This is a genomic window from Thermohahella caldifontis (genome assembly GCF_041153465.1).
Classification (GTDB): Bacteria; Pseudomonadota; Gammaproteobacteria; order Pseudomonadales; family Oleiphilaceae; genus Thermohahella; species Thermohahella caldifontis.
Map to the genome: position 1 here is coordinate 1,521,597 of NZ_CP154858.1, position 22,756 is coordinate 1,544,352.

Annotated in this window: 21 protein-coding genes; 3 read left to right on the top strand and 18 right to left on the bottom strand. The window is 61.5% G+C overall.

Annotation, left to right across the window (positions count from 1 at the left end):
• Positions 1-2: 2 nt before the first annotated feature.
• A complete protein-coding gene (locus AAIA72_RS07475) occupies positions 3-638 on the bottom strand; it encodes a YchE family NAAT transporter (RefSeq protein WP_369602775.1) in 636 nt (211 codons plus the stop codon).
• Between the two features lie 227 nt (positions 639-865).
• Between AAIA72_RS07475 and AAIA72_RS07480 the strand changes: the two genes are divergently transcribed.
• On the top strand, positions 866-1,540 hold the full coding sequence (locus tag AAIA72_RS07480; protein WP_369602776.1) for a helix-hairpin-helix domain-containing protein: 675 nt from the start codon (positions 866-868) through the stop codon (positions 1,538-1,540).
• A 172-nt stretch (positions 1,541-1,712) separates the two neighbouring features.
• Here AAIA72_RS07480 and AAIA72_RS07485 read toward each other — a convergent pair whose 3' ends face one another.
• The 8 genes from AAIA72_RS07485 to ppc all read right to left on the bottom strand — a co-directional run bounded on the left by AAIA72_RS07485 (position 1,713) and on the right by ppc (position 10,447).
• Entirely contained in the window at positions 1,713-2,288 is a 576-nt protein-coding gene (locus AAIA72_RS07485) for a YceI family protein (RefSeq protein WP_369602777.1), read from the bottom strand.
• A 59-nt stretch (positions 2,289-2,347) separates the two neighbouring features.
• Complete coding sequence (locus tag AAIA72_RS07490) at positions 2,348-2,899, bottom strand: cytochrome b (protein ID WP_369602778.1); 552 nt, start codon at positions 2,897-2,899, stop codon at positions 2,348-2,350.
• Positions 2,900-3,270: 371 nt separating this feature from the next.
• Positions 3,271-4,035: a class I SAM-dependent methyltransferase gene (locus tag AAIA72_RS07495; protein ID WP_369602779.1), complete on the bottom strand. Its 765-nt coding sequence runs from the start codon at positions 4,033-4,035 to the stop codon at positions 3,271-3,273.
• Positions 4,032-4,826: an undecaprenyl-diphosphate phosphatase gene (locus AAIA72_RS07500; RefSeq protein WP_369602780.1), complete on the bottom strand. Its 795-nt coding sequence runs from the start codon at positions 4,824-4,826 to the stop codon at positions 4,032-4,034. Before AAIA72_RS07500 ends, AAIA72_RS07495 begins: the two co-directional genes overlap by 4 nt.
• Before the next feature lies 1 nt (position 4,827).
• A complete protein-coding gene (tsaB, locus tag AAIA72_RS07505; RefSeq protein ID WP_369602781.1) occupies positions 4,828-5,460 on the bottom strand; it encodes a tRNA (adenosine(37)-N6)-threonylcarbamoyltransferase complex dimerization subunit type 1 TsaB in 633 nt (210 codons plus the stop codon).
• A gap of 67 nt (positions 5,461-5,527) precedes the next feature.
• A complete protein-coding gene (gene adk / locus AAIA72_RS07510) occupies positions 5,528-6,181 on the bottom strand; it encodes an adenylate kinase (protein WP_369602782.1) in 654 nt (217 codons plus the stop codon).
• 130 nt (positions 6,182-6,311) lie between these two features.
• The gene (locus AAIA72_RS07515) at positions 6,312-7,697 is read right to left on the bottom strand and encodes an HDOD domain-containing protein (protein WP_369602783.1); all 1,386 of its coding nucleotides are present in this window, start codon (positions 7,695-7,697) and stop codon (positions 6,312-6,314) included.
• Positions 7,698-7,804: 107 nt separating this feature from the next.
• Positions 7,805-10,447: a phosphoenolpyruvate carboxylase gene (gene ppc, locus AAIA72_RS07520; RefSeq protein ID WP_369602982.1), complete on the bottom strand. Its 2,643-nt coding sequence runs from the start codon at positions 10,445-10,447 to the stop codon at positions 7,805-7,807.
• Positions 10,448-10,600: 153 nt separating this feature from the next.
• Here ppc and AAIA72_RS07525 point away from each other — a divergent pair, with 153 nt between their 5' ends.
• Positions 10,601-10,945, top strand: coding sequence for a type 1 pili tip component (locus AAIA72_RS07525; RefSeq protein ID WP_369602784.1), 345 nt, complete (start codon positions 10,601-10,603; stop codon positions 10,943-10,945).
• 9 nt (positions 10,946-10,954) lie between these two features.
• Here AAIA72_RS07525 and mazG read toward each other — a convergent pair whose 3' ends face one another.
• The 4 genes from mazG to cysM form a co-directional block, all read right to left on the bottom strand.
• Positions 10,955-11,788, bottom strand: coding sequence for a nucleoside triphosphate pyrophosphohydrolase (mazG, locus tag AAIA72_RS07530; RefSeq protein WP_369602785.1), 834 nt, complete (start codon positions 11,786-11,788; stop codon positions 10,955-10,957).
• Positions 11,781-14,036, bottom strand: a complete 2,256-nt coding sequence (relA, locus tag AAIA72_RS07535) for a GTP diphosphokinase (RefSeq protein ID WP_369602786.1) — start codon at positions 14,034-14,036, stop codon at positions 11,781-11,783. Before relA ends, mazG begins: the two co-directional genes overlap by 8 nt.
• Before the next feature lie 20 nt (positions 14,037-14,056).
• Entirely contained in the window at positions 14,057-15,394 is a 1,338-nt protein-coding gene (gene rlmD / locus AAIA72_RS07540; protein ID WP_369602787.1) for a 23S rRNA (uracil(1939)-C(5))-methyltransferase RlmD, read from the bottom strand.
• A gap of 77 nt (positions 15,395-15,471) precedes the next feature.
• On the bottom strand, positions 15,472-16,359 hold the full coding sequence (gene cysM / locus AAIA72_RS07545) for a cysteine synthase CysM (RefSeq protein WP_369602788.1): 888 nt from the start codon (positions 16,357-16,359) through the stop codon (positions 15,472-15,474).
• Positions 16,360-16,509: 150 nt separating this feature from the next.
• Between cysM and AAIA72_RS07550 the strand changes: the two genes are divergently transcribed.
• On the top strand, positions 16,510-19,380 hold the full coding sequence (locus AAIA72_RS07550) for a response regulator (RefSeq protein WP_369602789.1): 2,871 nt from the start codon (positions 16,510-16,512) through the stop codon (positions 19,378-19,380).
• Here AAIA72_RS07550 and pdxJ read toward each other — a convergent pair.
• From pdxJ to AAIA72_RS07575, 5 genes are read right to left on the bottom strand one after another with little or no spacing between them, the layout of a single operon-like run.
• Entirely contained in the window at positions 19,356-20,102 is a 747-nt protein-coding gene (gene pdxJ, locus AAIA72_RS07555; protein WP_369602790.1) for a pyridoxine 5'-phosphate synthase, read from the bottom strand. The two genes, AAIA72_RS07550 and pdxJ, sit on opposite strands and share 25 nt — an antisense overlap.
• The gene (recO, locus tag AAIA72_RS07560) at positions 20,065-20,799 is read right to left on the bottom strand and encodes a DNA repair protein RecO (protein WP_369602791.1); all 735 of its coding nucleotides are present in this window, start codon (positions 20,797-20,799) and stop codon (positions 20,065-20,067) included. Before recO ends, pdxJ begins: the two co-directional genes overlap by 38 nt.
• Before the next feature lie 6 nt (positions 20,800-20,805).
• Complete coding sequence (gene era, locus AAIA72_RS07565; protein ID WP_369602792.1) at positions 20,806-21,699, bottom strand: GTPase Era; 894 nt, start codon at positions 21,697-21,699, stop codon at positions 20,806-20,808.
• Complete coding sequence (gene rnc, locus AAIA72_RS07570) at positions 21,696-22,376, bottom strand: ribonuclease III (RefSeq protein ID WP_369602793.1); 681 nt, start codon at positions 22,374-22,376, stop codon at positions 21,696-21,698. Before rnc ends, era begins: the two co-directional genes overlap by 4 nt.
• Entirely contained in the window at positions 22,373-22,741 is a 369-nt protein-coding gene (locus AAIA72_RS07575) for a DUF4845 domain-containing protein (RefSeq protein WP_369602794.1), read from the bottom strand. Before AAIA72_RS07575 ends, rnc begins: the two co-directional genes overlap by 4 nt.
• Between the last annotated feature and the right edge of the window lie 15 nt (positions 22,742-22,756).

Here is a 22,756-nt window from a genome sequence, read left to right on the forward strand (position 1 = left end):
CGTCAGCCTGCCAGAACGGGGAACAGCCCCTTGAGTCCGTTGGCGATGATCTCGACCGCGATGGCCGCCAGTATCAGACCCATGATACGCGTGCAGATATTGATCCCCGTGGATCCCAGTCGCCGGACAATCAGCGGCGACATGTTCAGCACGGTCCAGATGACCGCACAGAGGGCCGCGATGCAAAGCGCAATCAGCAGGATGTGTCCGGCACCGTGCCCCCGGTTGGCGGCCAGAATGACCGTACTGATGGCACCGGGCCCGGCTAGCAGAGGCATGGCCAACGGCACGACCGAGATGGACTCGCGCCCCGCCGACTCATCCACCTCCTCCTCCGTCTGCTTCACGGGACTGTTGCGGGCATGCAGCATGGAAATGGCCATCAGCAGCACCAGAATGCCACCACCCACGCGAAAGGAATTGATCGTGATGCCGAAAAAAGTCAGCAGCAATTCACCGGACATGGCAGCCAACAGAAGGATCACGCCCACAGCCAGCGCTGCCTGATGAATCGTGTCACGCCGCTGCGCCGGTGTATCCCGGGCCGTGAGGCTGATGAATACGGGAACCGCACCGAACGGGTTCACGATGGCGATCAGACCCACCAGAATCTTGATGTACTCGCTGAACTCCAGCACCTGTTTCCCTCCCAGGATGTGTGGCGCGCATTGTTCCAGATCGGAATGGACATTGCCATGCGCATTTGCACGGGTGTGTGAAACCGGCTGCCTCCTGCCGGCTGAATAACGTCGCGATTGAGGAGAATGATTGACACCTTTCGGATCCCGCTCCGGAAATTAGGTTGTTTATTCAACGATTCTCCCTTAGGTTGGACACATCCCTAATCACCCGGCGGAGTCAAACCATGGGCAAGAAAGCAAAAGACCTGATCAAGAAGAACCTGGAAAAGGTAACGGATACTGTCTCCAAGGAAGTCAGCAAGGCGCAGGAGCAGTTCAATGCCATGCTGAACGACCTGCTCAGGCAGGCCGAGTCACTGCAGGCACAGGTAACCGAACCCTTCCGCAAGATGATCAAGGACATGGAAGAGCTGCGGGAAAAGGAACTCCAGCGCCTGCAGTCCGAATACCAGCGCATGCTGGAAGAGCTGCAGAATGTACAGCAGCAGTTCCTGGAGCGCCTGGGCCTGGCACGCCCCAAGGCTGACGAGCCTGCCAAAACCTCGGACAAGGTTCAGCCGGCCGCAGCAGAAAAACCGGCCGCACCCGCCGAAACGACGAAACCGGCAACGCAGGGCGCGTCCCGCTCCGGCAAGACAGCAGCACCCAAGGCATCCGGCACCCGGAAGCCGGCTCCGGCCAAGGCGGCGCCGCGCAAGAAGAAGGTAGATATTGACGACCTGACTCAGCTGACAGGCGTCGGTCCGGCCACTGCAAAAAAGATGAACGCCGCCGGCATTCACTCTCTGAAGCAGATCGCCAACCCGAGCGAGGACGACAAGGCCATCCTGGCGCAGTTCTCCAATGTCCGTCACCATGAAAAGTGGCAGGCAGAGGCCCGGGCGCTGCTCAACGGCTGAAAGCACTGATCCGGGGCAACCCCCGCGAAAGCCCCGCCTTCTCACCGAGGGCGGGGCTTTTTTTGCGGAAATACCCGGGCCGACTCATTAGGCCTCACAAAGGCTGGCAGGGCAGCCCTGTCGGCGATGCCGGGCCGCAATCACATTCGGGCAACCCGATCTCCGCCCGCAATTACTTGCGGACACCTTCCAGAGACAGGTACAACTCCACCGTTTCAGAGGCCGGTCCGAGATACTTGGGAATACCGAAATCCTTCAGGCGAAACGACGTGCGACCTTCAAAGCCCTGGCGATAGCCACCCCAGGGATCCTCGCCCCCGCCAATCCGGTGTGCGTCAATCACGATCTCCCGCGTCACGCCACGCAGAGTCAGGTTACCGACGATACGGGCTTCATCCGCATTCACAGCCTCCACGCGGGTGCTGACAAAGCGGGCACCGGGATACTTCTCGACAAACAGGAAGTCCTCGCTGCGCAAGTGCTTGTCACGCTCGGCGTGATTGCTGTTGACGCTGGACGTGTCAATGGTGACGTCCACCTTGCTGGCCCCGGGATTGGCCGGGTCGTAGTCGAAGGTGCCTTCAAAGCGGTCAAAGCGCCCCAGCAGCCAGCTGTAGCCAAGATGGCTGATCTTGAACTGGACGAATGCATGCTGGCCCTGCGTGTCGATCACGTAGGTGGCCGAGGTGGCCAGCGTACTCAGACCGAGCAACAGTGCGCCCAGGGTGAAGCGGAAAAGGCTGATCATGTGGTTTTCTCCTTGCTCTGTGATGGATGAGTGTAAAACAATGAAGTGAAGAAACCGTCTCAGACGGGCCGGCCAAACATGCGGCGCAACGTCGCGTCCCGGTCCACCAGCGTATGCTTGAGCGCACCGGCCACATGCAGAATGAGCAACCCGATCAACAGCCAGCCCAGCCAACGGTGGACATCACCCGCCCGGTCGGCCTGGGTCTGGCCCAGTGACAGAAGGGACGGCAGTTCCAGTACCCCGAACACATCCACCGGGTGACCCTCGGCGGTTGAAATCAGATAGCCGCTGATGATCATCAGCAGCGGAATCAGGTACAGCGCCAGATGGACCGCATGGCTGTGGCATTGCTCCCAGCGTTTCCAGCCCGCCAGGGGCGCCGGAAAACCCTGACGTATCCGCCAGGCCAGACGCACCAGAAAGAGCAGCCCCACCAGGATTCCGAATGATTTGTGCAGTGCTGGCGCACGGTGATACCAGGGACTGTAATAGTCCAGATCCACCATCCAGATACCGGATGCCAGCATGCCGATCACCAGGATCCCTGCCACAGCATGGAGCACACGGCTGACGATGCCATAGGTGGTCGCGGTATCTTTCCAGTTCATGCAGGGTCTCCGAACGTCAACTGCGCCCAGTTTACCGTCATGAAGCCGAATAAAAATATCAATTTTTCCATCAGAACGTTCGACCAAACAAAATAAAAGACGGATTCAGGACCTTCAACTGAACCAAGTAAAAGGTTGATGGAACGGACAGAGCGGCCGGAGCACGCCAAGCCATCATACTTTAGTAAAAATACGCAATATTTCGTAATGACAGTGTCATGCAGGTGAGCAATACTGGTCACAAATCAACCAGACCGCAGGAGGGGCACTCGTGGACAATCAGTTCGATGAAGATGTCGTGATTCCGAGCAACAACTGAAACTGAACAGCATCAGCGTTTTCATCTCGCAGGCAGCGGGACGGGACTTTTCTCAATTCGCCAGACCTGTGTAGACGTCGAAGCGGCCACGCTTGCCGGCAATCTGATGGTGGGGAGCCAATCCTCCCAGAAACGGCGCATGACGCGGGCGCTTCACCACCACGTTATGGCGCGCGCGGCATCGTGCCGGTGCCAGCAATGCGTCCGAATCCGAATCGCCCGCGCCCAGCAAGGCATGAAGGAACTGCATGTCTTTCTTGACGGCAGCGGATTTCTCTCTGGGCGGAAACATGGGGTCCAGATAGACCACGTCCCAGCTTTGCGTCGCGTCCTCAAGCAGGGTTTGCGCCTCACCGTGGATGAGGCGGATCCGGGACGCAATCTCCCGATAGGCAGGATCTTCGGCAGCGCGGGCCAGACCGTCCGCCAGCATGGCATGCAGCACCGGATGCCGCTCCACCAGCCAGACCTGCATGCCCTCCGCAGCCATCATCCAGGCATCCCGCCCCAGCCCGCCGGTCGCATCCAGGACCTGCCAGCTACCGGCACTCTGCCGGGGACGCACCGCATCCAGCAGACGCTCGCGGCCACGCACCCTCTGGCGATAGCCCATCTTGCCTTGCGTAAAATCCACAACCAATGGGTTGGGTCCCTTCTCTCCGGCCCAGATCAGGCGGATGTCAGCATCCACCGCGCAGACCAGATGAGGCCCTTCAGGTACCGGCATGCCGTCACAGTCCGGGGAACACTTCAGCCCCAGTTCGGCCAGGCGCGCCTGACCGGCCGGGGTGCATCGCCAGATCAGCGGCAGCGTCACCCGACAACCCAGAGCAGCAGTGCGGCACCCAGCAACAGCCGGTAGATCACGTAGGGCATGAATCCGGAGCGCTCGATGAACCGCATGAACAGGTGGATGCAGGCCAGCGCCGCCAGACAGGACAGGACAACCCCCAACCCGAGATCACCCCAAGCCACGGGCTGGGCCTGCTGGACCAGGTCCCTGGTCTTGAGCAGGCCGGCAGCCAGAATGATGGGCACGGACATGAAAAAGGAATAACGCGCTGCAGACTCGCGGGAATAGCCCAGAAACAGGGCGGCGGTCATGGTGATACCGGAACGGCTGGTACCCGGAATCAGTGCCAGGGCCTGAGCCACACCAATGGCGAGCGCGTGCTTCCAGTTCATTGCCCGCATGTCGCGCCCGCCATGAAAACGGTCCGCAACCCCCAGCAGGATGCCGAATCCGATGGTGGCCCAGGCAATGACCAGCGCTGACCGCAGATGGGCTTCAATCCAGTGATCCAGCAGTACACCGGCAAGACCGGCAGGTACGGTGGCCAGCACCACGGTCCAGGCCAGCCTGCCCTCTTCGGTGATCCGGCCGCGCAACACGTTGAGCCCCTGTACCACCAGAGGCCAGAGGTCACGCCGGAAATAAATGCAGACGGCCAGCAGGGTTCCCACATGCACCGCCACGTCAAAGGCCAGCCCCTGATCCGGCCAGCCCAGCACCTGAGACGGCAGAATCAGGTGTGCAGAGCTGGAGATCGGCAGAAACTCCGTCAGCCCCTGTATCAGGGCCAGTACAATCAGTTGAAAGGTATCCATCTCAGTGACCTTTTGGGGTATCCATCTTTTTCCAGGCATCGTGGCCACGCAGGTACGCCGGCTCCAGCGCATCCGGCCTGACGGCGGGAACGGTAGCCGCCAGTTCCAGCAGCGCCGTCCCGTCCGGCCAGACCGCCTGACCTTCATCCCCGGCCAGCAGCGGCGACCAGAGCTTCAGCAATGCTCCGGTGGCCTCGTGGGGGGACAGTTGCGGCGGCAGCAGTACCTTCAACGACTCGTTCTCCCAGACAAACACACCCACATAGTGCTCCCCCATGCGCGCATCCCGGATCAGGGCTACCGGCGTCCCGGCGTGCGACCGGGCCACGGACCAGGCCGCTGCCGCCAGTGAACACACGGGGTGCACTGGACAGTCCAGCCCCAGGGCCATTCCCTGCGCCAGCCCCACGGCAATCCGGATTCCGGTGAACGAACCGGGGCCGATACCGACCGCCAGGGCATCCACGTCCTGCGGTGACAGGCCGGCCTTTTCGAGAATCGTGCTGACCATGGGCAGCATGCGCCGGGCGTGCATCCGTGGCGTGTCATCCGTTTCCAGGTAATCCCGGCCCTGGTGACGCAGAGCCACCACACAGGCATCCGTTGACGCATCAAGTGCCAGAAGTGTTGTCAATTCGTTGCCCTCAAACAGGATCGGCCGCACCAGGGCGGCCGATTCTTGATCAGGATGCTGCCGCTACTCAGGCGCTCAGCGCGTCAAGCACCCGCTTCTGGATTTCCTCAACCGGTCCCACGCCTTCCACGCGAACGTAGCGCGGGGCGTTCGGGTCCTGTGCAGCCCAGTCCTGATAGAACCTGACCAGCGGTGCCGTCTGGCTGTGATAGACCTCCAGACGCTTGCGCACGGTTTCTTCCTTGTCATCCTCACGCTGAACCAGAGGCTCGCCGGTCACATCATCCTTGCCTTCCTCGCGCGGCGGGTTGTAGACCACGTGATAGACACGACCGCTGCCCTCATGGACACGACGACCGCTCATGCGGCGGATGATTTCCTCGTCGTCCACGGCAAACTCGAGGACATAATCAATGGGCACACCGGACGCCTTCAGGGCCTCGGCCTGGGGGATGGTACGCGGGAAACCGTCAAACAGGAAACCGTTGGCGCAATCCGGCTCCTGAATCCGCTCCTTGACCAGAGCAATGATGATGTCGTCGGACACCAGCCCGCCGGAGGCCATGATCTCCTTGACCTGAAGCCCCAGGGGCGTGCCGGCCTTGACTGCGGCCCGCAGCATGTCACCGGTTGAAATCTGGGGGATGCCAAACTTTTCGCAGATGAACTTGGCCTGGGTCCCCTTTCCGGCACCGGGCGGGCCGAGCAGAATTACTCTCATTGATTCACTCCTCAGTTGCAAGCACAGGTGTTGTTATGGCTTTTTTGCGCCAGTAGTGTACACCTTGGCGTCAAGGGCTGGAATTATACGAAGATCGGTCTGCCGAGGAAAGGCGAAGGCGGGCCGGATATTACACCACCACCGGATGATCGGTGTCCGAATGCGTCAGTTCAACGGTTTCAAACCAGGCCTGCACCCGGTCGGGGTCCAGTCCCAGCATCTGACAGGCCGGCCCGATGGGCTCCGGTGACAGGTCATCACCCAGTCCACGCTGCTTGAGCAATGCATTGGCCAGCACCACCACGGGCAGCATCCCCGGCTTCTGCTCCACGCACAACGGACATGCATGTCTGAGCGCAACGTCACACACAGCCTGCGGCAGTTTCCAGTGCTCCAGCACCAGACCACCCAGCACAGCGTGTCCCGCCGCCAGCACATCCCGTGCCTGCCCCATGCCGAGCACCTGCCTTTCAAGCGTCGTGACCGGCGTCTCGGGCTCGGCCGCAGCGAGCTTGTTGAGCATGGTGAACTCGGGCCGGCACACCCAGGCCATGACAAAGAAGCCGAAATTGTGCAGCAGTGCCGCCATCGGCAGAATCCGGGCGTCCACATCGGGCACGCCGAAGGTCTTCACGATACCCGTGCTGACCGCGGAACAGGCCAGCGCATGCCGCCAGAGGGCATTGAGCCCCAGCGGGCCGTCCAGAGGCGGATTGAGCGCCTTCATGGCACAGAGGGACAATGCAAGCTGGCTGACCCGTTCAAAGCCCAGCACACGTGTGATGGCTTCCTGAACGCTGCGGATTTCGCCGCGGTAGCCGTACAACGGCGACCTGGCGTGGCGGATCACCTGGGCGGTCAGCGCCGGGTCCTGACCGATGATGCGCGCCACATCGGCTACACTGCTGTCGGGATCATCGAGCACCGCCAGAAGACGGCTCGCGGTGGCCGGCATGGGCGGAATGCGGTACAGGCGGGTCAGCTTGTGCCGGAGCAGTTCGAGGCAGTCCGGCTCTTCCACCACACGGCAGGGTGTCTGTTCCCGGGCCGACAACCGGCATCCGGCAATTTTCCGGGCGCCCTGCATCAGTTCCCGGAAGGCTGCGCCCGGAAATCTGAGCAAGGTCGTGTGGCTGCCCGACTCCACATAGACTTCATCCGCCTCCAGCAGACTTTCATCCACGAGAACGCGAACGCCGTAGGCCGGACCGAGCGCCGGCCACGATCCCGGTTCACAGTCGCGGAACAGGCGGTCACACTGACTTTGGGGAACCGGGCGAAGTTGCCGCTGGAGCCGTTCGTTCAGCGCATCCAGATCCAGTGTCCGCGAGGCCGGAACCACCGCCATCACCACGCCCCGGGCATCGACAAGCAGTTGCGCACGGGCCACCTTGTCGGGGTCAATCCGGGCCTCTGCAATAGCCGTTTCCAGCGATCCGGCACGGTCATGATGGACCTGCTGATACGGTACGCGGTAGCGATTGAGGTAGGTCAGTACCGATGCAGCAACAGCCATGATGCACTCTCCCCGTTAACTGACTCCAGTATAGCGCCGTTCACCGATGCCGCGATTGCCGCAGGTCACATTCTCCCGTAACGCCGCGTAACCGTGTGTAAGGAATGTTATCCGGTATTGCGCATGCCGGCTGCAATCCCCGCCATGGTCACCTTGAGCGCCTTTTCCACCGTCTCCTTGTTGGCTTCCCCTTCGGACCGGTCACGCACCAGCAGCTCGACCTGAAGAAAATGCAACGGATCCGTGTAGGGATTGCGTACCCGCAGCGAGGTGGCTACCGCCGGGCTGTGTTCCAGCAGCTGTGTCTGTCCTTTTACGGTACAGACACACTCAATGGCCTGTTTCAGGCGCTGCCGCAGGCGCTCGCCCAGCGGCCACAAACGTTCCGGCACCAGACGTGCCTCGTAGGTTCGGGCAATATCCGGATCAGCCTTGGCCAGTACCATTTCCAGCATGTCCAGATGGGTCTGGAAAAACGGCCAGCCCCTGATCATCGCCTCCAGCATCGGTCGCTCATCCGAGTTGAGTGCTTCGGAGAGCGCCGCCTCGCTGCCCAGCCAGGCCGGCAGCATCAGGCGCATTTGCGTCCAGGCAAAAATCCAGGGAATGGCGCGCAGACTTTCCACGCCGCCCTGAGCCTTGCGTCGCGCCGGCCGGCTGCCGATGGCCAGCTTGCCCAGTTCCTGTTCCGGGGTGGCGCTGCGAAAATAATCCACAAAGTCCGGCTCTCCTCTCACCACATCCCGATAGGCCCTGAGCGCTCGTGCTGCAAGACGGTCCATCATGTCACGCCAAGCCGGCTCGGGTTCGGGTGGTGGTGCCAGCGTCGCCTCCAGCACGGCATTGAAATACAGGTTGAGACTGTTGATGGCCACAAGGGGTTCGCCAAATTTGAAGCGGATCATCTCGCCCTGCTCGGTGATCCGGAAGGAACCGTCCACGGAGCCCGGCGGCTGACTGAGGATGGCGCGGTTGGCCGGCCCGCCCCCGCGCCCCACGGTTCCGCCGCGACCATGGAAGAGAGTGAGATGAACACCGTGCTCCCGGGCGACCTTCACCAGCGCTTCCTGTGCCTGGTACTGGGCCCAGGCGGCCGCCATCTGCCCGGCATCCTTGGCCGAGTCGGAATAACCGATCATCACCTGCTGCTCACCGCCGATATGGCGCTTGTACCATGGCAGCCGCAACAGGGCATCTATCGCGCGCGCAGCGTGATTGAGGTCATCCAGCGTCTCGAACAGGGGGACGACGGGAATGGGTGCCCGCACACCACAGGCCTTGAGCAGCAGCAAGACCGTCAGCACATCCGAAGGTGCGGACGCCATGGAGATCACGTAGCTGCCCAGTGCTTCGGCAGGCTGACGGGCAACGACCCGGCAGGTATCCAGCACTTCCCGCACGGCATCGGAACAGGGAAATTCGGCCGGAATGAGTGGTCGCCGGCTCTCCAGTTCACGTATGAGGAACGCCTGCTTTTCCTCTTCAGTCCAGGCCCGGAAATCACCGAGCCCCAGATACTCGCAGAGTTCCGCCATGGCCTCCGCATGACGCTCGGAATCCTGCCGGATATCGAGACGCACCAGATGCAGACCGAACGCCCGGGCCCGATACAGCACGTCACGCAACGGACCTTCCGCAATCACCTCCATCCCGCAATCGATCAGGGAACGATAACACAGTTCCAGAGGTTCGATGAGATCGGCACTGTTGAGCATGACCGCCTCATCGGGCGGCACATCCCCGGAGAGTGCCCTTTCGGCCCACGCCCGTGTCGCCTGCAGCCGGTCGCGCAGGCGGCGCAGCAGCTTGCGATAGGGCTCGCGGGTCTGTCCGACCGCCCGGCGCATGGCGCCGTTGCATTCGTTCATGGACAGCTCCGCCCGCAAGGCCTCGACGTCACGGAGAAAGAGGTCCGCCGCCATCCAGCGGGCCAGCAGCAGCACCTGCCGTGTCACTTCTGCAGTCACGTTGGGATTGCCGTCACGGTCACCCCCCATCCAGGAGGCAAAGCGCAACGGGCAGGCATCCACCGGCAACCCGCTACCCACTTCCTGACGCAGCGCTTCATCCACGCGGCGAAGATAGACGGGAAGAGCCTGCCAGAGCGAGTTTTCAATGACCGCGAAGCCCCACTTGGCTTCTTCCACGGCAGTCGGGCGCTCATAACGGATCTCGTCGGTGTGCCAGCACTCAGCAATCAGGCGTTCCAGTTCCCTGAGGGTTTCACTCTGCACCTGGTCGTCCGCCCGGGCACGATCACGCAGGGCAAGCGTCTCGAAGATGCTGTCATACTTGCGGATGAGGGTACGCCGTGTCACCTCCGTGGGATGGGCGGTCAGCACGAACTCGATATTCAGGCGCGCAACGGTTTCGGCAATGCGCTCGGGAGACTGTCCCTGAGCCTTGAGGCGACGCAGCAGGTCGTCGATTCCCTCCTGACTGCCCAGGGCCTCCTCTTCCCGGCTCACATTGCGCCGGACCGAGTGGTACTGCTCGGCAATATTGGCAAGATTGAGAAACTGATTGAACGCCCGGGTGACCGGCACCAGGTCATCATCCTCCAGCGACTGCAGAAGGTATTTGAGACGACGCTCTTCTTCAGGCTTTTTCCTGTCATCCCGAGCGGTGCGGCGGATGGTTTCGATGGTCTCGAACATCTCGTCGCCCAGATGATGCCGGATGGCACGCCCGAGCAGTTCGCCCAGGCGCCTGACATTTTCACGAAGTTCCGGGTGCAATGCCTGCATGATCGGGTACCTGTCTCCAAGGTGTAGTTAAATTACGAGGTTTACCCAGTTTAACAAATTCACTACGTGTTGCCACGTATTAGGTAGTTTTCACAATGGAGAAGCCGGTTGGGGAAGCCTATGCTGAAATTGTGATCAGCCTGAACGGAGTGAGAGATGAATATCAAAGCCTTGGCCAAAACCTGGGAAGAGAACGCCAGTTCCCGCCTGACGGCGCGCGAATACAAGCTGCGCCTGCCCATCGAGGATGCGGCCCGCGTGGAAGCGTTGGCCGAGATGTACCCGCGCCGCTCGGTGGAAGATATCCTCAGCGAGCTGCTGACTGCTGCGCTGGATGAGCTGGAAACGAGCTTCCCCTACGTGCAGGGCGAGAAAGTCGTGGCCGTGGACGAGATGGGCGACCCGCTCTACGAAGATGTGGGCCCGACACCCCGTTTTCTCGCACTGTCCAAGAAGTATGCCCAGATGCTGAAGCAGGAGCTCAAGGCGGCCAATACCTGAGCCGTCTGGTCAGGCCGGCTTTTCGCCGGCCTTGGCGGCATCCCACCAGCGGTCCATTTCCTCCAGAGACGTCTCGCCCCAGTCCTTGCCTGATGCTCTGAGCGCCTTCTCCACGGATCTGAAACGTGCCTCGAACTTGCGATTGGTGCGCCTGAGCGCCTGCGCCGGATCCACCTTCAGCGCACGAGCCAGATTGACACAGACGAACAGCAGATCACCGATCTCCGCCTCCACATGATCCTGATCGCCTTCGGCAACCGCTTCACGAACCTCTGACAGTTCTTCTTCCACCTTGGCAAACACCGGCTCCACATCGGGCCAGTCAAATCCCACCGTCGCCGCCCTTTTCTGCAGCTCGAGGGCACGGGTCAGTTCCGGCAGGCCGGCCGGCACGGCGTCCAGCAGACTTGCCGGTTCGTCTGCCTGCGCCTTGCCGGACTTTTCTGCCGCCTTGATGGCCTCCCAGTTGGCCCGGATTTCAGCCTCTTCCGGAGTCACCGACGGATCCCGCTCGGAATCCAGTGTACCTTCGGGGAACACATGAGGATGCCGGCGCAGCAGCTTGCGGACGATGCCATCCACAATATCCGCCCACTCAAACCGTCCTTCCTCCTCGGCCAGCTGCGCATAGAACACCACCTGAAACAGCAGGTCACCCAGTTCCTCGGCAATGTGGCTGAAGTCTCCGCGCTCGATGGCATCGGCCACCTCGTAGGCTTCCTCCAGCGTATGCGGGACGATGCTCTGCCAGTTCTGACGCAAATCCCACGGACAACCCGTGCGCGGGTCACGCAGGCGGGCCATCAGTGTTCGCAGATCATCGAGTGTATAGCGCTCAGGCATGGCCATCTCTCCTGGGCTCGCGAACCCGGCGTACATCCGCAATATTGGGCAACTGGCGGATCTTGTCGATGAGGCGTCCCACCTGCTCAATGGAGCTCACCTCCACCGTCAGGCGGATGCGCGCACTGTTATCCGTTCTTGAAGTATGCGTGGTGAGTTCTGTCACATTCGCCTTTTCATTCGCCAGCAGTGTCGTGACATCCCGGAGCAGACCGGAACGGTCATAGGCATCAATCTGCAGATCCACGGGATAGAGCGCCTTTTCGCTGCCCCACTCCACCTGAATCATGCGGTCCGGCTGCTGACTCTGGAGCTGAAGGGCATTGATGCAGTCCTGACGGTGAATGGAGACACCCCGGCCCTGAGTGATGTATCCGATGATGGGGTCACCGGGCACCGGCTGACAGCATTGGGCAATATGGGTGAGCAGGTTGCCGACGCCGCTGATCGTGACCGTATCCTGGCCATCCCGACGGCTCTGCTGCTGCAGTCGCAGGGCCATCTGATCGGAAGCCTCCGGCTCCACCAGTTTCTGCAACTGGCGCACCACGTGCATGGGCTTGACGTCGCCGGCCCCGACGGCCGCATAAAGATCATCCAGCGTCTTGTAGTTCAGAACCGGCAACACTTTTGCCAGGTCCGCCTGTTCCAGCGACATGCGGCGCAAGGCATCCTGCAGCACGTCACGGCCCTCGCGGATATTGGAGGCCCGGTCCTGGAGCCTGAACCAGTGGGCAACCTTGGCCCGCGCGCGGGGCGTGGTGACGTAGCCCAGATCCGGGTTGAGCCAGTCCCGGCTGGGACGCGGCTCGCTGCCGGTGATGATTTCCACCTGGTCCCCGGTGCGCAGACGATAGGTCAGCGGCACGATGCGCCCGTTGACCTTGGCACCCCGGCAGGCATGTCCCACATCCGTATGAACCTTGTAGGCAAAGTCCAGGGGCGTGGCGCCCACGGGCAGATCCAGCACCTCGCCTTCGGGGGTAAAGACATACACCCGGTCCGGCTGCACCGTCTCCCGGATCTGCTCCAGCAGCTCCTCGCTGCGCGGCTCTTCGCCGGCTTCTTCTTCGAGCACCTGACGCAGCCAGGCAATCTTGGCCTCATAGGCTTCGGACTTGCGCTGCGTGTCCGTCCCCTTGTACAGCCAGTGCGCACAGACCCCCAGCTCCGCCTCCTCATGCATGGCATGGGTACGGATCTGAACCTCCAGCACCTTGCCTTCCGGCCCGATCACGGCGGTGTGGAGAGACTGATAGCCGTTTTCCTTCGGGTTGGCGATATAGTCGTCAAACTCCTGGGGGATGTAACGCCACAGTCCGTGCACCACGCCCAGCGCGGTGTAGCATTCGCCCACCGTATTGACGAGAACCCGGAGGGCGCGCACGTCATAGATCTGGGAAAAGTCCACCCCCTTGCGCTGCATCTTGCGCCAGATGCTGTAGATGTGCTTGGCCCGGCCGGTAATCTCCGCCTGGATGCCCTGCTCGGCGAGCTTTTCCCGAAGCGTGGCGATGGCGTTCTCGATATAACGTTGACGATCCAGCCTTTTCTCATCCAGCTGCCTGGCAATCTGCTTGTAGGCCTCGGGATTCAGGTACCGGAAAGACAGGTCCTCCAGCTCCCACTTTAGATGACCGATCCCCAGACGGTGTGCCAGCGGCGCATAGATATCGAACACCTCGCGAGCCACCTTCAGGCGCCGCTCGGGCGGGGCATCCTTCACATCCCGAATGGCACAGGTCCGCTCCGCCAGCTTGATGAGCGCAATCCGGACATCGTCAATCATGCCCACCAGCATGCGGCGGATATTGTCCACATGGTGCTCGTCGTGATCGCCCAGCGGCCGGGTGGCGCCATAGCGCAACGAGGAAATGGCCGCCATGCGACGCACCCCTTCGATCAGGTGTGCCACGCCCTCACCGAAACGGCGTTCAACGGTCGCCAGCGGCAGGTGGCCTTCGCGAACCGCCCGATAGAGCACGGCTGCAATCAGGGCTTCCGTGTCCAGGTGCAGGTCTGCCAGGATGTTGACCATTTCCAGCCCGGTGAGAAACAGGCTGGCACCCGGCGACCACTGCTCACCGGCATGCTCGACACGCTCATCGATCTGTCTTGCCAGTTCCGTGGCTTCGAGCATGGCTGCCCGGTCCGACAACGGTGCCAGCGCATCGATCTGATCGAGCCAGCGCGGTATGTCCACCTTGCCATGCTCATCCAGAGGAAAGTCTTCCCGTACCTTGACCATAACTGTCCGTCCCGGTTATCTCAGCCTCTGAGTTCAAACAGCGCCATGGACTCCACATGACTCGTATGCGGAAACATGTCCATGACCCCGGCCCTGATCAAATGATAGCCGTGATCCGCAAGAATGCCTGCATCCCGGGCAAGCGTGGCCGGATTGCAGGAAACATAGACAATCCGCCGCGGCCGGAAGCGGTGCATTTCACGACATACCTGCTCGGCACCGGAACGAGGCGGGTCGAGCAGCACCTTGTCGTAGGTCTGCACCCACTCCGCCCGGCCGTTCAGTGGAGCATGCAGGTCTGCGGCGTAAAAACGCACGTTCTCCAGACCGTTGAGCCGGGCATTTTCATAGCCGCGCTCCACCATGGCATCCACCCCCTCCACCCCGGTCACGCGGGCGGCCCGGCGTGCCAGCGGCAAGGTGAAATTGCCCAGCCCGCAGAACAGATCCAGCACCTCTTCATCCGCTTGCGGATCAAGCCACGCCAGTGCCTGCGCCAGCATGCGTTCGTTGACCTGACGATTGACCTGAGTGAAATCCAGCGGATGAAAGGCATAACGGAGCGCCCCACCATCCCCCTGATAATGCAGTCGCTCGGGCCCTCCATCCGGCCACAGACGATGTACCGTATCCGGCCCCTTGGGCTGCAGCCAGATCTGCAGCCCTGTCTCTTCACCAAAACGCTCCAGTGCGGACCGGTCCTCATCGGACAAGGGTTTCAGATGGCGGATGACCAGCGCCACCGCATCATCACCGCCTGCCACCTCGATCTGGGGAATGCTGTCGTAGGCGTCCAGGTTGCGGATCAATGTCCGCAGTGCAATGATGCGCTCCCCCACTTCCGGAATCAGAACGGGGCAACGGTCGATGGTAGTGAGGAAGTTGCTGTGGCGCTCCCGAAAACCCACCAACACCTCATCCCGGGCCCTGACAAAGCGGACGCCCAGACGCGCCTTGGTCCGATACCCCGTATCCCGGTAGCGGATGGGGGCAACCATTTCCGGCACGGCCAGATGGCTGATACGACCGAACAGGTCGCTCAGCACGGACTGCTTGTGATTGATTTGCGCATCGGTCGCCATGTGCTGCAATGAGCAGCCCCCGCAGCGGTCGTAGTGAGGGCAGACCGGTTCGGCACGCAGGGGGGACGGTTCGCCCAGCAATTCCACGGTCGCCAACTCATCGAAATTGCGATGACAATTGACATACCGGGCCCGTACCCGCTCACCGGGGAGCGCGCCATCCACAAAAGCCGTCTTGCCGTCGACACGCGCAATGCCACGGCCCTCGTGGCTCAGCTGTTCGATGGTGACCTCAATGGGTGCTTCCTGAATCTTGCGACGTCTGCGACGGGACATGAGCAGCGGTTCTCCTCGGGCATTGCCAAACGAAAAGGGGGGCATTATGCCCCCTGCACCCTGAACTGTACCGTGAATCAGCCGAACACGCCGGTGGAAAGGTAGCGGTCACCCCGATCGCAGATGATGGCAACAATGATGGCGCCCGACACCTCGGCCGAAACCCGCAGGGCACCAGCCACCGCGCCGCCCGACGAGACACCGCAGAAAATGCCCTCCTCCCGGGCCAGCCGGCGCATCGTCTCCTCGGCTTCGGTCTGGGTAATATCCAGCACGCGGTCCACTCTGGAGGCATCAAAGATTTCCGGCAGGTACTCCGGCGGCCAACGTCGGATACCCGGGATCTGCGCCCCTTCCGCCGGCTGCAGCCCGACGATTTCAATGCCGGGATTGCGTTCCTTGAGGTAACGGGATGTGCCCATGATCGTGCCCGTGGTGCCCATGCTGCTGACAAAGTGGGTGATACGCCCCTCGGTCTGACGCCAGATTTCAGGTCCCGTGGAGGTGTAGTGCGCCAGAGGATTGTCCGGGTTGGCAAACTGATTGAGCACCTTGCCCTCGCCACGCGCCTGCATCTCGAGCGCCAGATCCCGTGCACCCTCCATGCCGGCCTCCCGGCTGACCGTGATGATCTCGGCACCATACGCCCGCATGGCGGCCCGGCGCTCTTCGCTCATGTGCTCGGGCATGATCAGTACCATCCGGTAGCCCTTGATCGCGGCAGCCATGGCCAGGGCAATGCCGGTGTTGCCGGAGGTGGCCTCAATCAGGGTGTCACCCGGATGGATGTCCCCGCGGCGTTCAGCTTCCTGAATCATGCTCAGTGCCGGCCGGTCCTTGACCGAGCCTGCCGGGTTGTTGCCTTCCAACTTGACCAGGATAATGTTGTCGGTCTCACCGGGAAGGCGCTGAAGGCGGACCAGCGGTGTATTGCCGACACAGGATTCGATGGTAGGAAAGTTCATAGGACGTGCTCTGGCTCCCATGACGGGCTGTTTGCCCGCCAATGCTCTGTGTTAGACTGACCGCTCATGATAGTGCGATTCCAAAGCCGGCCGTTATATTCTTTTACAATATATTAAGCCGTTACAATTATAACCTGAATGACCCTGCGCATGAATCAGTGGCGAATCCGCACCAAAATTCTTTTGCTGGCCCTGCTGCCCGGCATCATCACGACCGTATCTCTGGCCGGGCTGTTTCTGCACACCCGCTTTCAGGATCTGGAAGCCATGCTGCAGGAACGCGGCGAAGCGCAGGCACGTCAGCTGGCCACTGCCGCCGAGTACGGCGTGTTCACCGGCAACCGCGCCCTGCTCCTCACGCTGACCAATGCCGCACTGGAAGAGCGTGATGTCCGTTCCGTGACCATCTTTGACCGGCGCCGACAGGTCATCGGTCACAGCGGGCCGTCCCTGCTGGATCCGCCCGGCACCCGGGCCAGCCTGGTGGATCAGCTCAGCCGTTTCGACATGGGCGATATTGTGCGGTTCTCTGCCCCGGTGCATATGCAGGATGTGCTCGCGGATGACGTGCTGGCACTGGGCGCACCGGATCGCAAGCTCGCGTCCCGGGAACCCATCGGCTGGGTGGTGGTGGAACTCTCCCGCGTGCCTACCCATCTGGAGAAAATGAATACGCTGATGAGGGTGGCCTTCATCAGTCTGGCCGGGCTCGGCACCATGGTCTGGCTGGCACTGCTGGTCAGCCGCCAGATTGGCCAGCCCATCCGGCAGATCATTCAGGCCGTGGAACAGATCGGTGACGGCAAGCTCGACACACGCGTCTACACCCGCTCCAGCCCCGAATTTGTGGCCCTGGAAAACGGCGTCAATGCCATGGCCGAAGCACTGGCACGCTCCACCCGGGACATGCAGGCGCACATTGACCAGGCCACCCGGGATCTTCAGGAAACCCTGGAAACCATCGAAATCCAGAACATCGATCTGGACATGGCCCGCAGGGCCGCCATCGAGGCCAGCCGGGTGAAATCCGAGTTCCTGGCCAACATGAGCCACGAGATCCGCACGCCCCTCAACGGCATCATCGGCTTCACCAAGCTGCTGCTGCGCTCACGCCTCACCAATCAGCAACGGGAGCAGCTCAGTACCATCCTGAAATCCTCCGAAGTGCTGCTCACCATCATCAACGACATTCTCGACTTCTCCAAGATTGAAGCCGGCAAGCTGGTACTGGATTCCGCGCCCCTGGATCTGCGCGACATCATGGAAGACGTCCTGACCATGCTGGCACCGTCCGCCCACGAAAAGAACCTGGACCTGGCACTGCTGGTCTACGAGGATGTACCCACGCGCATTCTGGGTGACGCCCTGCGGATCAAGCAGATCATCACCAATCTCGTCAGCAACGCCATCAAGTTCACGCAAAGCGGCGAAGTGGTTGTGCGTGCGGAACTGGAAGACCGGGAAGACGAAAACCGGACCTGGATCCGCATCAGCGTTCAGGACACCGGTGTCGGCCTCTCGCGCATTCAGCGGGATACCCTGTTCAATGCCTTCTCACAGGCCGATGCATCCACCGCACGACGCTTCGGCGGCACCGGCCTGGGGCTGGTGATCTGCAAGCGCCTCATCAAGCAGATGGGCGGAGACATCGACCTGGAGAGCGAACTGGGCAAGGGCTCCACCTTCTGGATCAGCCTACCGGCCAAGGTCATCCCCGATACCGCGGCGCCCTCGACGGAAAACCTGCTGGTGGGCGAAAAGGCCGTGTATCTGGAGCACCAGCCCAGAACCGGCCTGGCCGTGGGACACCTGCTGAATCACCTCGGGCTTGACGTCACCTGCGTGGACGACAGCGAGACCCTTCTCAGGACGCTTCGGGCCGCACAGGCGGAGGGCCAGGGATTTGGCGTTGCCATCCTGGGCATCACCCGTCATCACCTTCTGTCCAGTCGTTATCGCAAGCTGGTTCAGGAAATCGAAATGGAGCTGGATTGCCGCACGCTCATCCTGCACCCGACCCTCGAAGAATCGGGAACCCTGCCCGACCTCCTGAAGCTGGCCAGTGCCTACGTCCTAAAGCCCCCCAAGCTTACCAGCCTGGCCGACGCCCTGACACAGATCCTCCGGGGCGAACATCCCTCCGCTGTCAGCGCGCCCGAACAGCCGGCACTGCCGGCATCCGGTCCGGATGTACCGCACGTTCTGGCAGTGGATGACAATCCGGCCAACCTGAAGCTGATTGAGGCCTTTCTGCGCGAATTGCAGGTTCAGGTGACGGTCTGCAACAGCGGCTACGAAGCCATCAAGCTGTCACGGCAACACCACTTTGATCTGGTATTCATGGATGTCCAGATGCCCGGTATGGATGGCATTGAAACCACGCAACGGCTCAGGGAGGACACCCGGCAGAGACATTTGCCAGTCGTGGCACTGACCGCCCACGCCCTGAGCGAGGAGCGTGACATGCTGCTGCGCTCGGGTTTTGATGATTACCTGGCCAAACCCATCGACGAAAATCGTCTGAGGGAAGTGATCACCCGGTTTACAGGGTTCCGGTTTGACGCCGGAGAGGACGAGGCGGAGACCGACGATTCACGGGGAGGCAAGCGCTTCAGTCCGTCCCGCCGGACGGCCTCGGCCTGCTTTGATGCGGAGGAAAGCATCCGGCTCTCGGGCGGCCGGACCGAACTGGCGGAAGAACTGTTCTGCATGATGCTGGATGCCCTGCCCGACGATCGCCGGAAGATCGAAAGCGCCTGGCAGGCCGGTGACAGGGACGCGCTCAAGGCCCACACCCACAAGCTCCACGGTGCGACCCGTTATTGTGGTGTGCCGGCACTGCGGGAGAGCACCTACACGCTCGAAACCTGCCTGAAGACCCGGCCTGATGAGGCCGGCCCTCTCGTCACAAAACTGCTGGAAGAGATTGACCGGCTATCCGTCTGGGCCGAGCGCAACGACTGGCAGTCCCTGCTCCGGGCACGTGACGATCAGGATCAGGCGCGGGCCGCCGGCGCCTGATCAATCAGGCGTCGCATTTCCCTGACCGCGGCGTCGAAGCCGGTAAATATGGCCTGAGCCACGATGGCATGCCCGATGTTCAGCTCGTGAATGCCCTCCAGGGCCGCGACTGCCTGGACATTCTGATAGTTCAGCCCGTGTCCGCCATTGACAATGAGTCCGGCTCCCCGTCCCCAGACGACTGCCTGACGCAGCGTGGACAACTCCTTCGCCCGGATGCTGTCCGTTTCCGCGTCGGCGTAGCGTCCGGTATGCAGTTCTATGGCAGGCGCCCCTGCCCGGGCAGCCGCTTCGATCTGGGCTTCTTCCGGATCAATGAACAGGGAAACCTGTATGCCTGCCTCGCCCAGCCGCTCACAGGCCGCCCGCACACGGTCGAAGTGGCCAACCACATCCAGCCCGCCTTCCGTCGTGAGTTCCTCGCGCTTCTCCGGCACCAGACAGCAGTGCACCGGTTTCACCTTCAGGGCCAGATCAATCATGGCATCCGTAACGGCCATTTCCAGATTCATCCGGGTCTGCAGAACGTCCCGCAAAAGCCAGACATCACGGTCCTGAATATGGCGACGATCTTCGCGCGGGTGAATGGTAATGCCATCCGCACCGGCAAGCTCCGCCTGCATGGCGGCCATCACCGGATCGGGGTAACGGGTACCACGTGCCTGACGCAGTGTGGCGACGTGATCAATGTTTACCCCGAGCAGAACGCGTTGCTGTTGCATCCTGTTTCTCCTTGTATGCTTTGAACAGCGCCCTCGACCTCAGCGGCCGGGCGCCCAGCAAGATATCAAGTCGTTGCCGGAAGAGGCGGCGCGCAGGACGCTCGACTTCCGGCAGATGAAAGGAACCGCTGCGCACGGCTTCCAGCTCGGCACCCGTGAACTCGCCGCCGCAACCCACGGGCACCCAGCCCTGGGTCCAGTCCCAGCGATACGCCTGCCCGTTTTCCAGCGGCCGGCCCATGGCATCCGTTTCCAGGCTGTCGAGCCCGTAACCATGCACGTCCAGTACGGCGGCCTCATACGCCCTCAGCGCACCGGCGATGGCCGTACCGGCTCCGGCGAGCCCGTCCAGGGCCTGAACATACGCCTGAAAGAGCGACGGCAGCGGCACGCCGGGACGAATCAGGCGCACCGTCAGTTCGTTCAGATAGAGTCCGGCATAGAGGCGCTCACCCGTCAGGGTACGCAGCGCCCCGGCCAGCTCGAAGTTCATGAGGGTCTTGAGCTCGCCCCGGCCCTGCCAGTTGCCCCAATATTCCACAAAGGGCTGGAGCGTCACCCGTCCCTTGCGCCGGAGCCCGCGGGCGACTGCCTGCACACGCCCTTCTGCAGCGGTCAGCAGTTCGACCAGCGCCGAACTTTCCCGGTAGGGGCGGCTGTGCAGCACATAGCAGCGATGCCCGCCAGCGTCGGTCATGTCCGCTCAGCTGTCGTAACCCAGACTGCGCAGGGCGCGTTCGTTGTCCGCCCAGCCCGACTTGACCTTCACCCACAGCTCAAGCCGCACATGCTGGCCCAGAAACCGCTCGATGTCCTGACGCGCCTCCGTGCCCACCCGCTTGATCTTGCTGCCCTGCTCGCCGATCACGATGCGCTTCTGACTTTCCTTGGCCACCAGAATGAGCGCATGAATCAGGATGCGCTTGCCCTCATTGCGGAACTGCTCGATTTCAACGGTCAGGTCGTAGGGTACTTCGTCCCCCAGAAGACGCATGAGCTTCTCGCGGATCAGTTCCGCCACCACAAAACGCTCGGAGCGGTCGGTCAGCTGGTCTTCCGGGAAGAAATGAATGCTTTCCGGCAGGAGTCGGGCAACCGTCTGTTCCAGCACCTCCACGTTGTCCCCCTTTTCCGCCGACAGCGGAACCACCTCGTCGCAGGGCAGGATACCGGTCACCCGTTCGATGAATGGCAGCAGGGAACGCTTGTCCTTCACCAGATCTACCTTGTTGATGACCAGAATGCGAGGCTTGCGGACCTGGGCCACCTGCTCGGCCACCCACTGGTCCTCTTCATTCCAGACGTTGCGCTCCACCACCATGACGATGACATCCGCATCGCGCAATGCCGTGACCGCAGCACGGTTCATGACCTTGTTGAGCGCCTTGCGCTCCACCAGATGCATGCCCGGCGTGTCCACATAAATGAACTGACTGGCGCCTTCGGTCTTGATGCCCAGGATCTGGTGACGCGTGGTCTGGGCCTTGCGGCAGGTAATGCTCAGCTTCTGACCCAGAATACGGTTCAGCAGCGTACTCTTGCCCACGTTCGGGCGTCCGACGATCGCCACATAGCCACATCGCGTACTCTCGGTCATACATTCTCTCCCAGTGCCTTCAGCGCCATGGCGGCCGCCTCCTGCTCCGCCTGGCGCCGGCTCGTACCGGTGGCCACACAGGGTGAATCCAGCCCTTCAACTGTGCAGGTTACGGTAAAAATCTGTGCGTGAGCCTTGCCGCTGACATTCGTCACTTCATAGTTCGGCAAGGGCTGTCTGCGCCCCTGCAGGAATTCCTGCAAGCGTGTCTTGGGATCCTTTTGGGGCAGACTCAGATCCAGCGCCTGGATGCGCGGCTCAAACCAGGCCAGGATGCGCCCCTGGCAGGTCTGGATATCGCTGTCCAGATAAATGGCACCGATGATGGATTCCACGGTATCCGCCAGAATGGAGTCACGACGATACCCGCCGCTCTTCATTTCTCCCGGCCCCAGCCGCAGATACTCACCCAAACCAAATTCACGCCCGAGTTCAGCGAGGGTCACCCCCTTGACCAGGCGCGCCCGAAGCCGGCTGAGCTGCCCCTCGCGGGCTTCCGGCACAAACTCGTAGAGGCGGGCCGCAATGGTGAAGTTGAGGATGGAGTCACCCAGAAACTCGAGTCGCTCATTGTTGCGACTTCCGTAACTGCGATGCGTCAGCGCCAGTTCCAGCAGACTGACATCCCGGAAATGATACCCCAGCCTTTTCTGGAGTGTGTTCAGTGATGCACTCACGGCTGATCCGAACTGTATTGCTCTTTGAAGTACACGAGCGCATCAATGTTCTTGACCATGTGAGTCCGCACCTCGTAATCCAGGTCAATCATCACCTTGCCGTTCTCGATGGTAATGGTCACATAGTCGTCTTTGAAATCCCGGATGTTATTGACCTGCAACCGCTTTTCCAGACGCTGCATGATCTCGTCCTCGGAAAGCTCGGCCAGATTCTTTTCCTTGAGCACTTCCTGCACTGCGGAACGGACCGCGTAATGGTCAATATAAATGGGCACCAGCTTGACCGTCAGGGTGATCACCGACGCGATGATCAGCATCCAGAACAGCAGTGACCACATGGACATGCCGGTTTGTTTTGCGCGCATGCTGTTCACTCCTTG

Bases quoted from the DNA above. Each gene is read 5' to 3' on its own strand.
- AAIA72_RS07480 (WP_369602776.1), top strand. From the start codon at position 866: ATGGGCAAGAAAGCAAAAGACCTGATCAAGAAGAACCTGGAAAAGGTA.
- AAIA72_RS07485 (WP_369602777.1), bottom strand. From the start codon at position 2,288: ATGATCAGCCTTTTCCGCTTCACCCTGGGCGCACTGTTGCTCGGTCTG.
- AAIA72_RS07490 (WP_369602778.1), bottom strand. From the start codon at position 2,899: ATGAACTGGAAAGATACCGCGACCACCTATGGCATCGTCAGCCGTGTG.
- AAIA72_RS07500 (WP_369602780.1), bottom strand. From the start codon at position 4,826: ATGGATACCTTTCAACTGATTGTACTGGCCCTGATACAGGGGCTGACG.
- adk (WP_369602782.1), bottom strand. From the start codon at position 6,181: ATGAGAGTAATTCTGCTCGGCCCGCCCGGTGCCGGAAAGGGGACCCAG.
- AAIA72_RS07515 (WP_369602783.1), bottom strand. From the start codon at position 7,697: ATGGCTGTTGCTGCATCGGTACTGACCTACCTCAATCGCTACCGCGTA.
- AAIA72_RS07525 (WP_369602784.1), top strand. From the start codon at position 10,601: ATGAATATCAAAGCCTTGGCCAAAACCTGGGAAGAGAACGCCAGTTCC.
- mazG (WP_369602785.1), bottom strand. From the start codon at position 11,788: ATGCCTGAGCGCTATACACTCGATGATCTGCGAACACTGATGGCCCGC.
- relA (WP_369602786.1), bottom strand. From the start codon at position 14,036: ATGGTCAAGGTACGGGAAGACTTTCCTCTGGATGAGCATGGCAAGGTG.
- rlmD (WP_369602787.1), bottom strand. From the start codon at position 15,394: ATGTCCCGTCGCAGACGTCGCAAGATTCAGGAAGCACCCATTGAGGTC.
- cysM (WP_369602788.1), bottom strand. From the start codon at position 16,359: ATGAACTTTCCTACCATCGAATCCTGTGTCGGCAATACACCGCTGGTC.
- AAIA72_RS07550 (WP_369602789.1), top strand. From the start codon at position 16,510: ATGAATCAGTGGCGAATCCGCACCAAAATTCTTTTGCTGGCCCTGCTG.
- pdxJ (WP_369602790.1), bottom strand. From the start codon at position 20,102: ATGCAACAGCAACGCGTTCTGCTCGGGGTAAACATTGATCACGTCGCC.
- recO (WP_369602791.1), bottom strand. From the start codon at position 20,799: ATGACCGACGCTGGCGGGCATCGCTGCTATGTGCTGCACAGCCGCCCC.
- era (WP_369602792.1), bottom strand. From the start codon at position 21,699: ATGACCGAGAGTACGCGATGTGGCTATGTGGCGATCGTCGGACGCCCG.
- AAIA72_RS07575 (WP_369602794.1), bottom strand. From the start codon at position 22,741: ATGCGCGCAAAACAAACCGGCATGTCCATGTGGTCACTGCTGTTCTGG.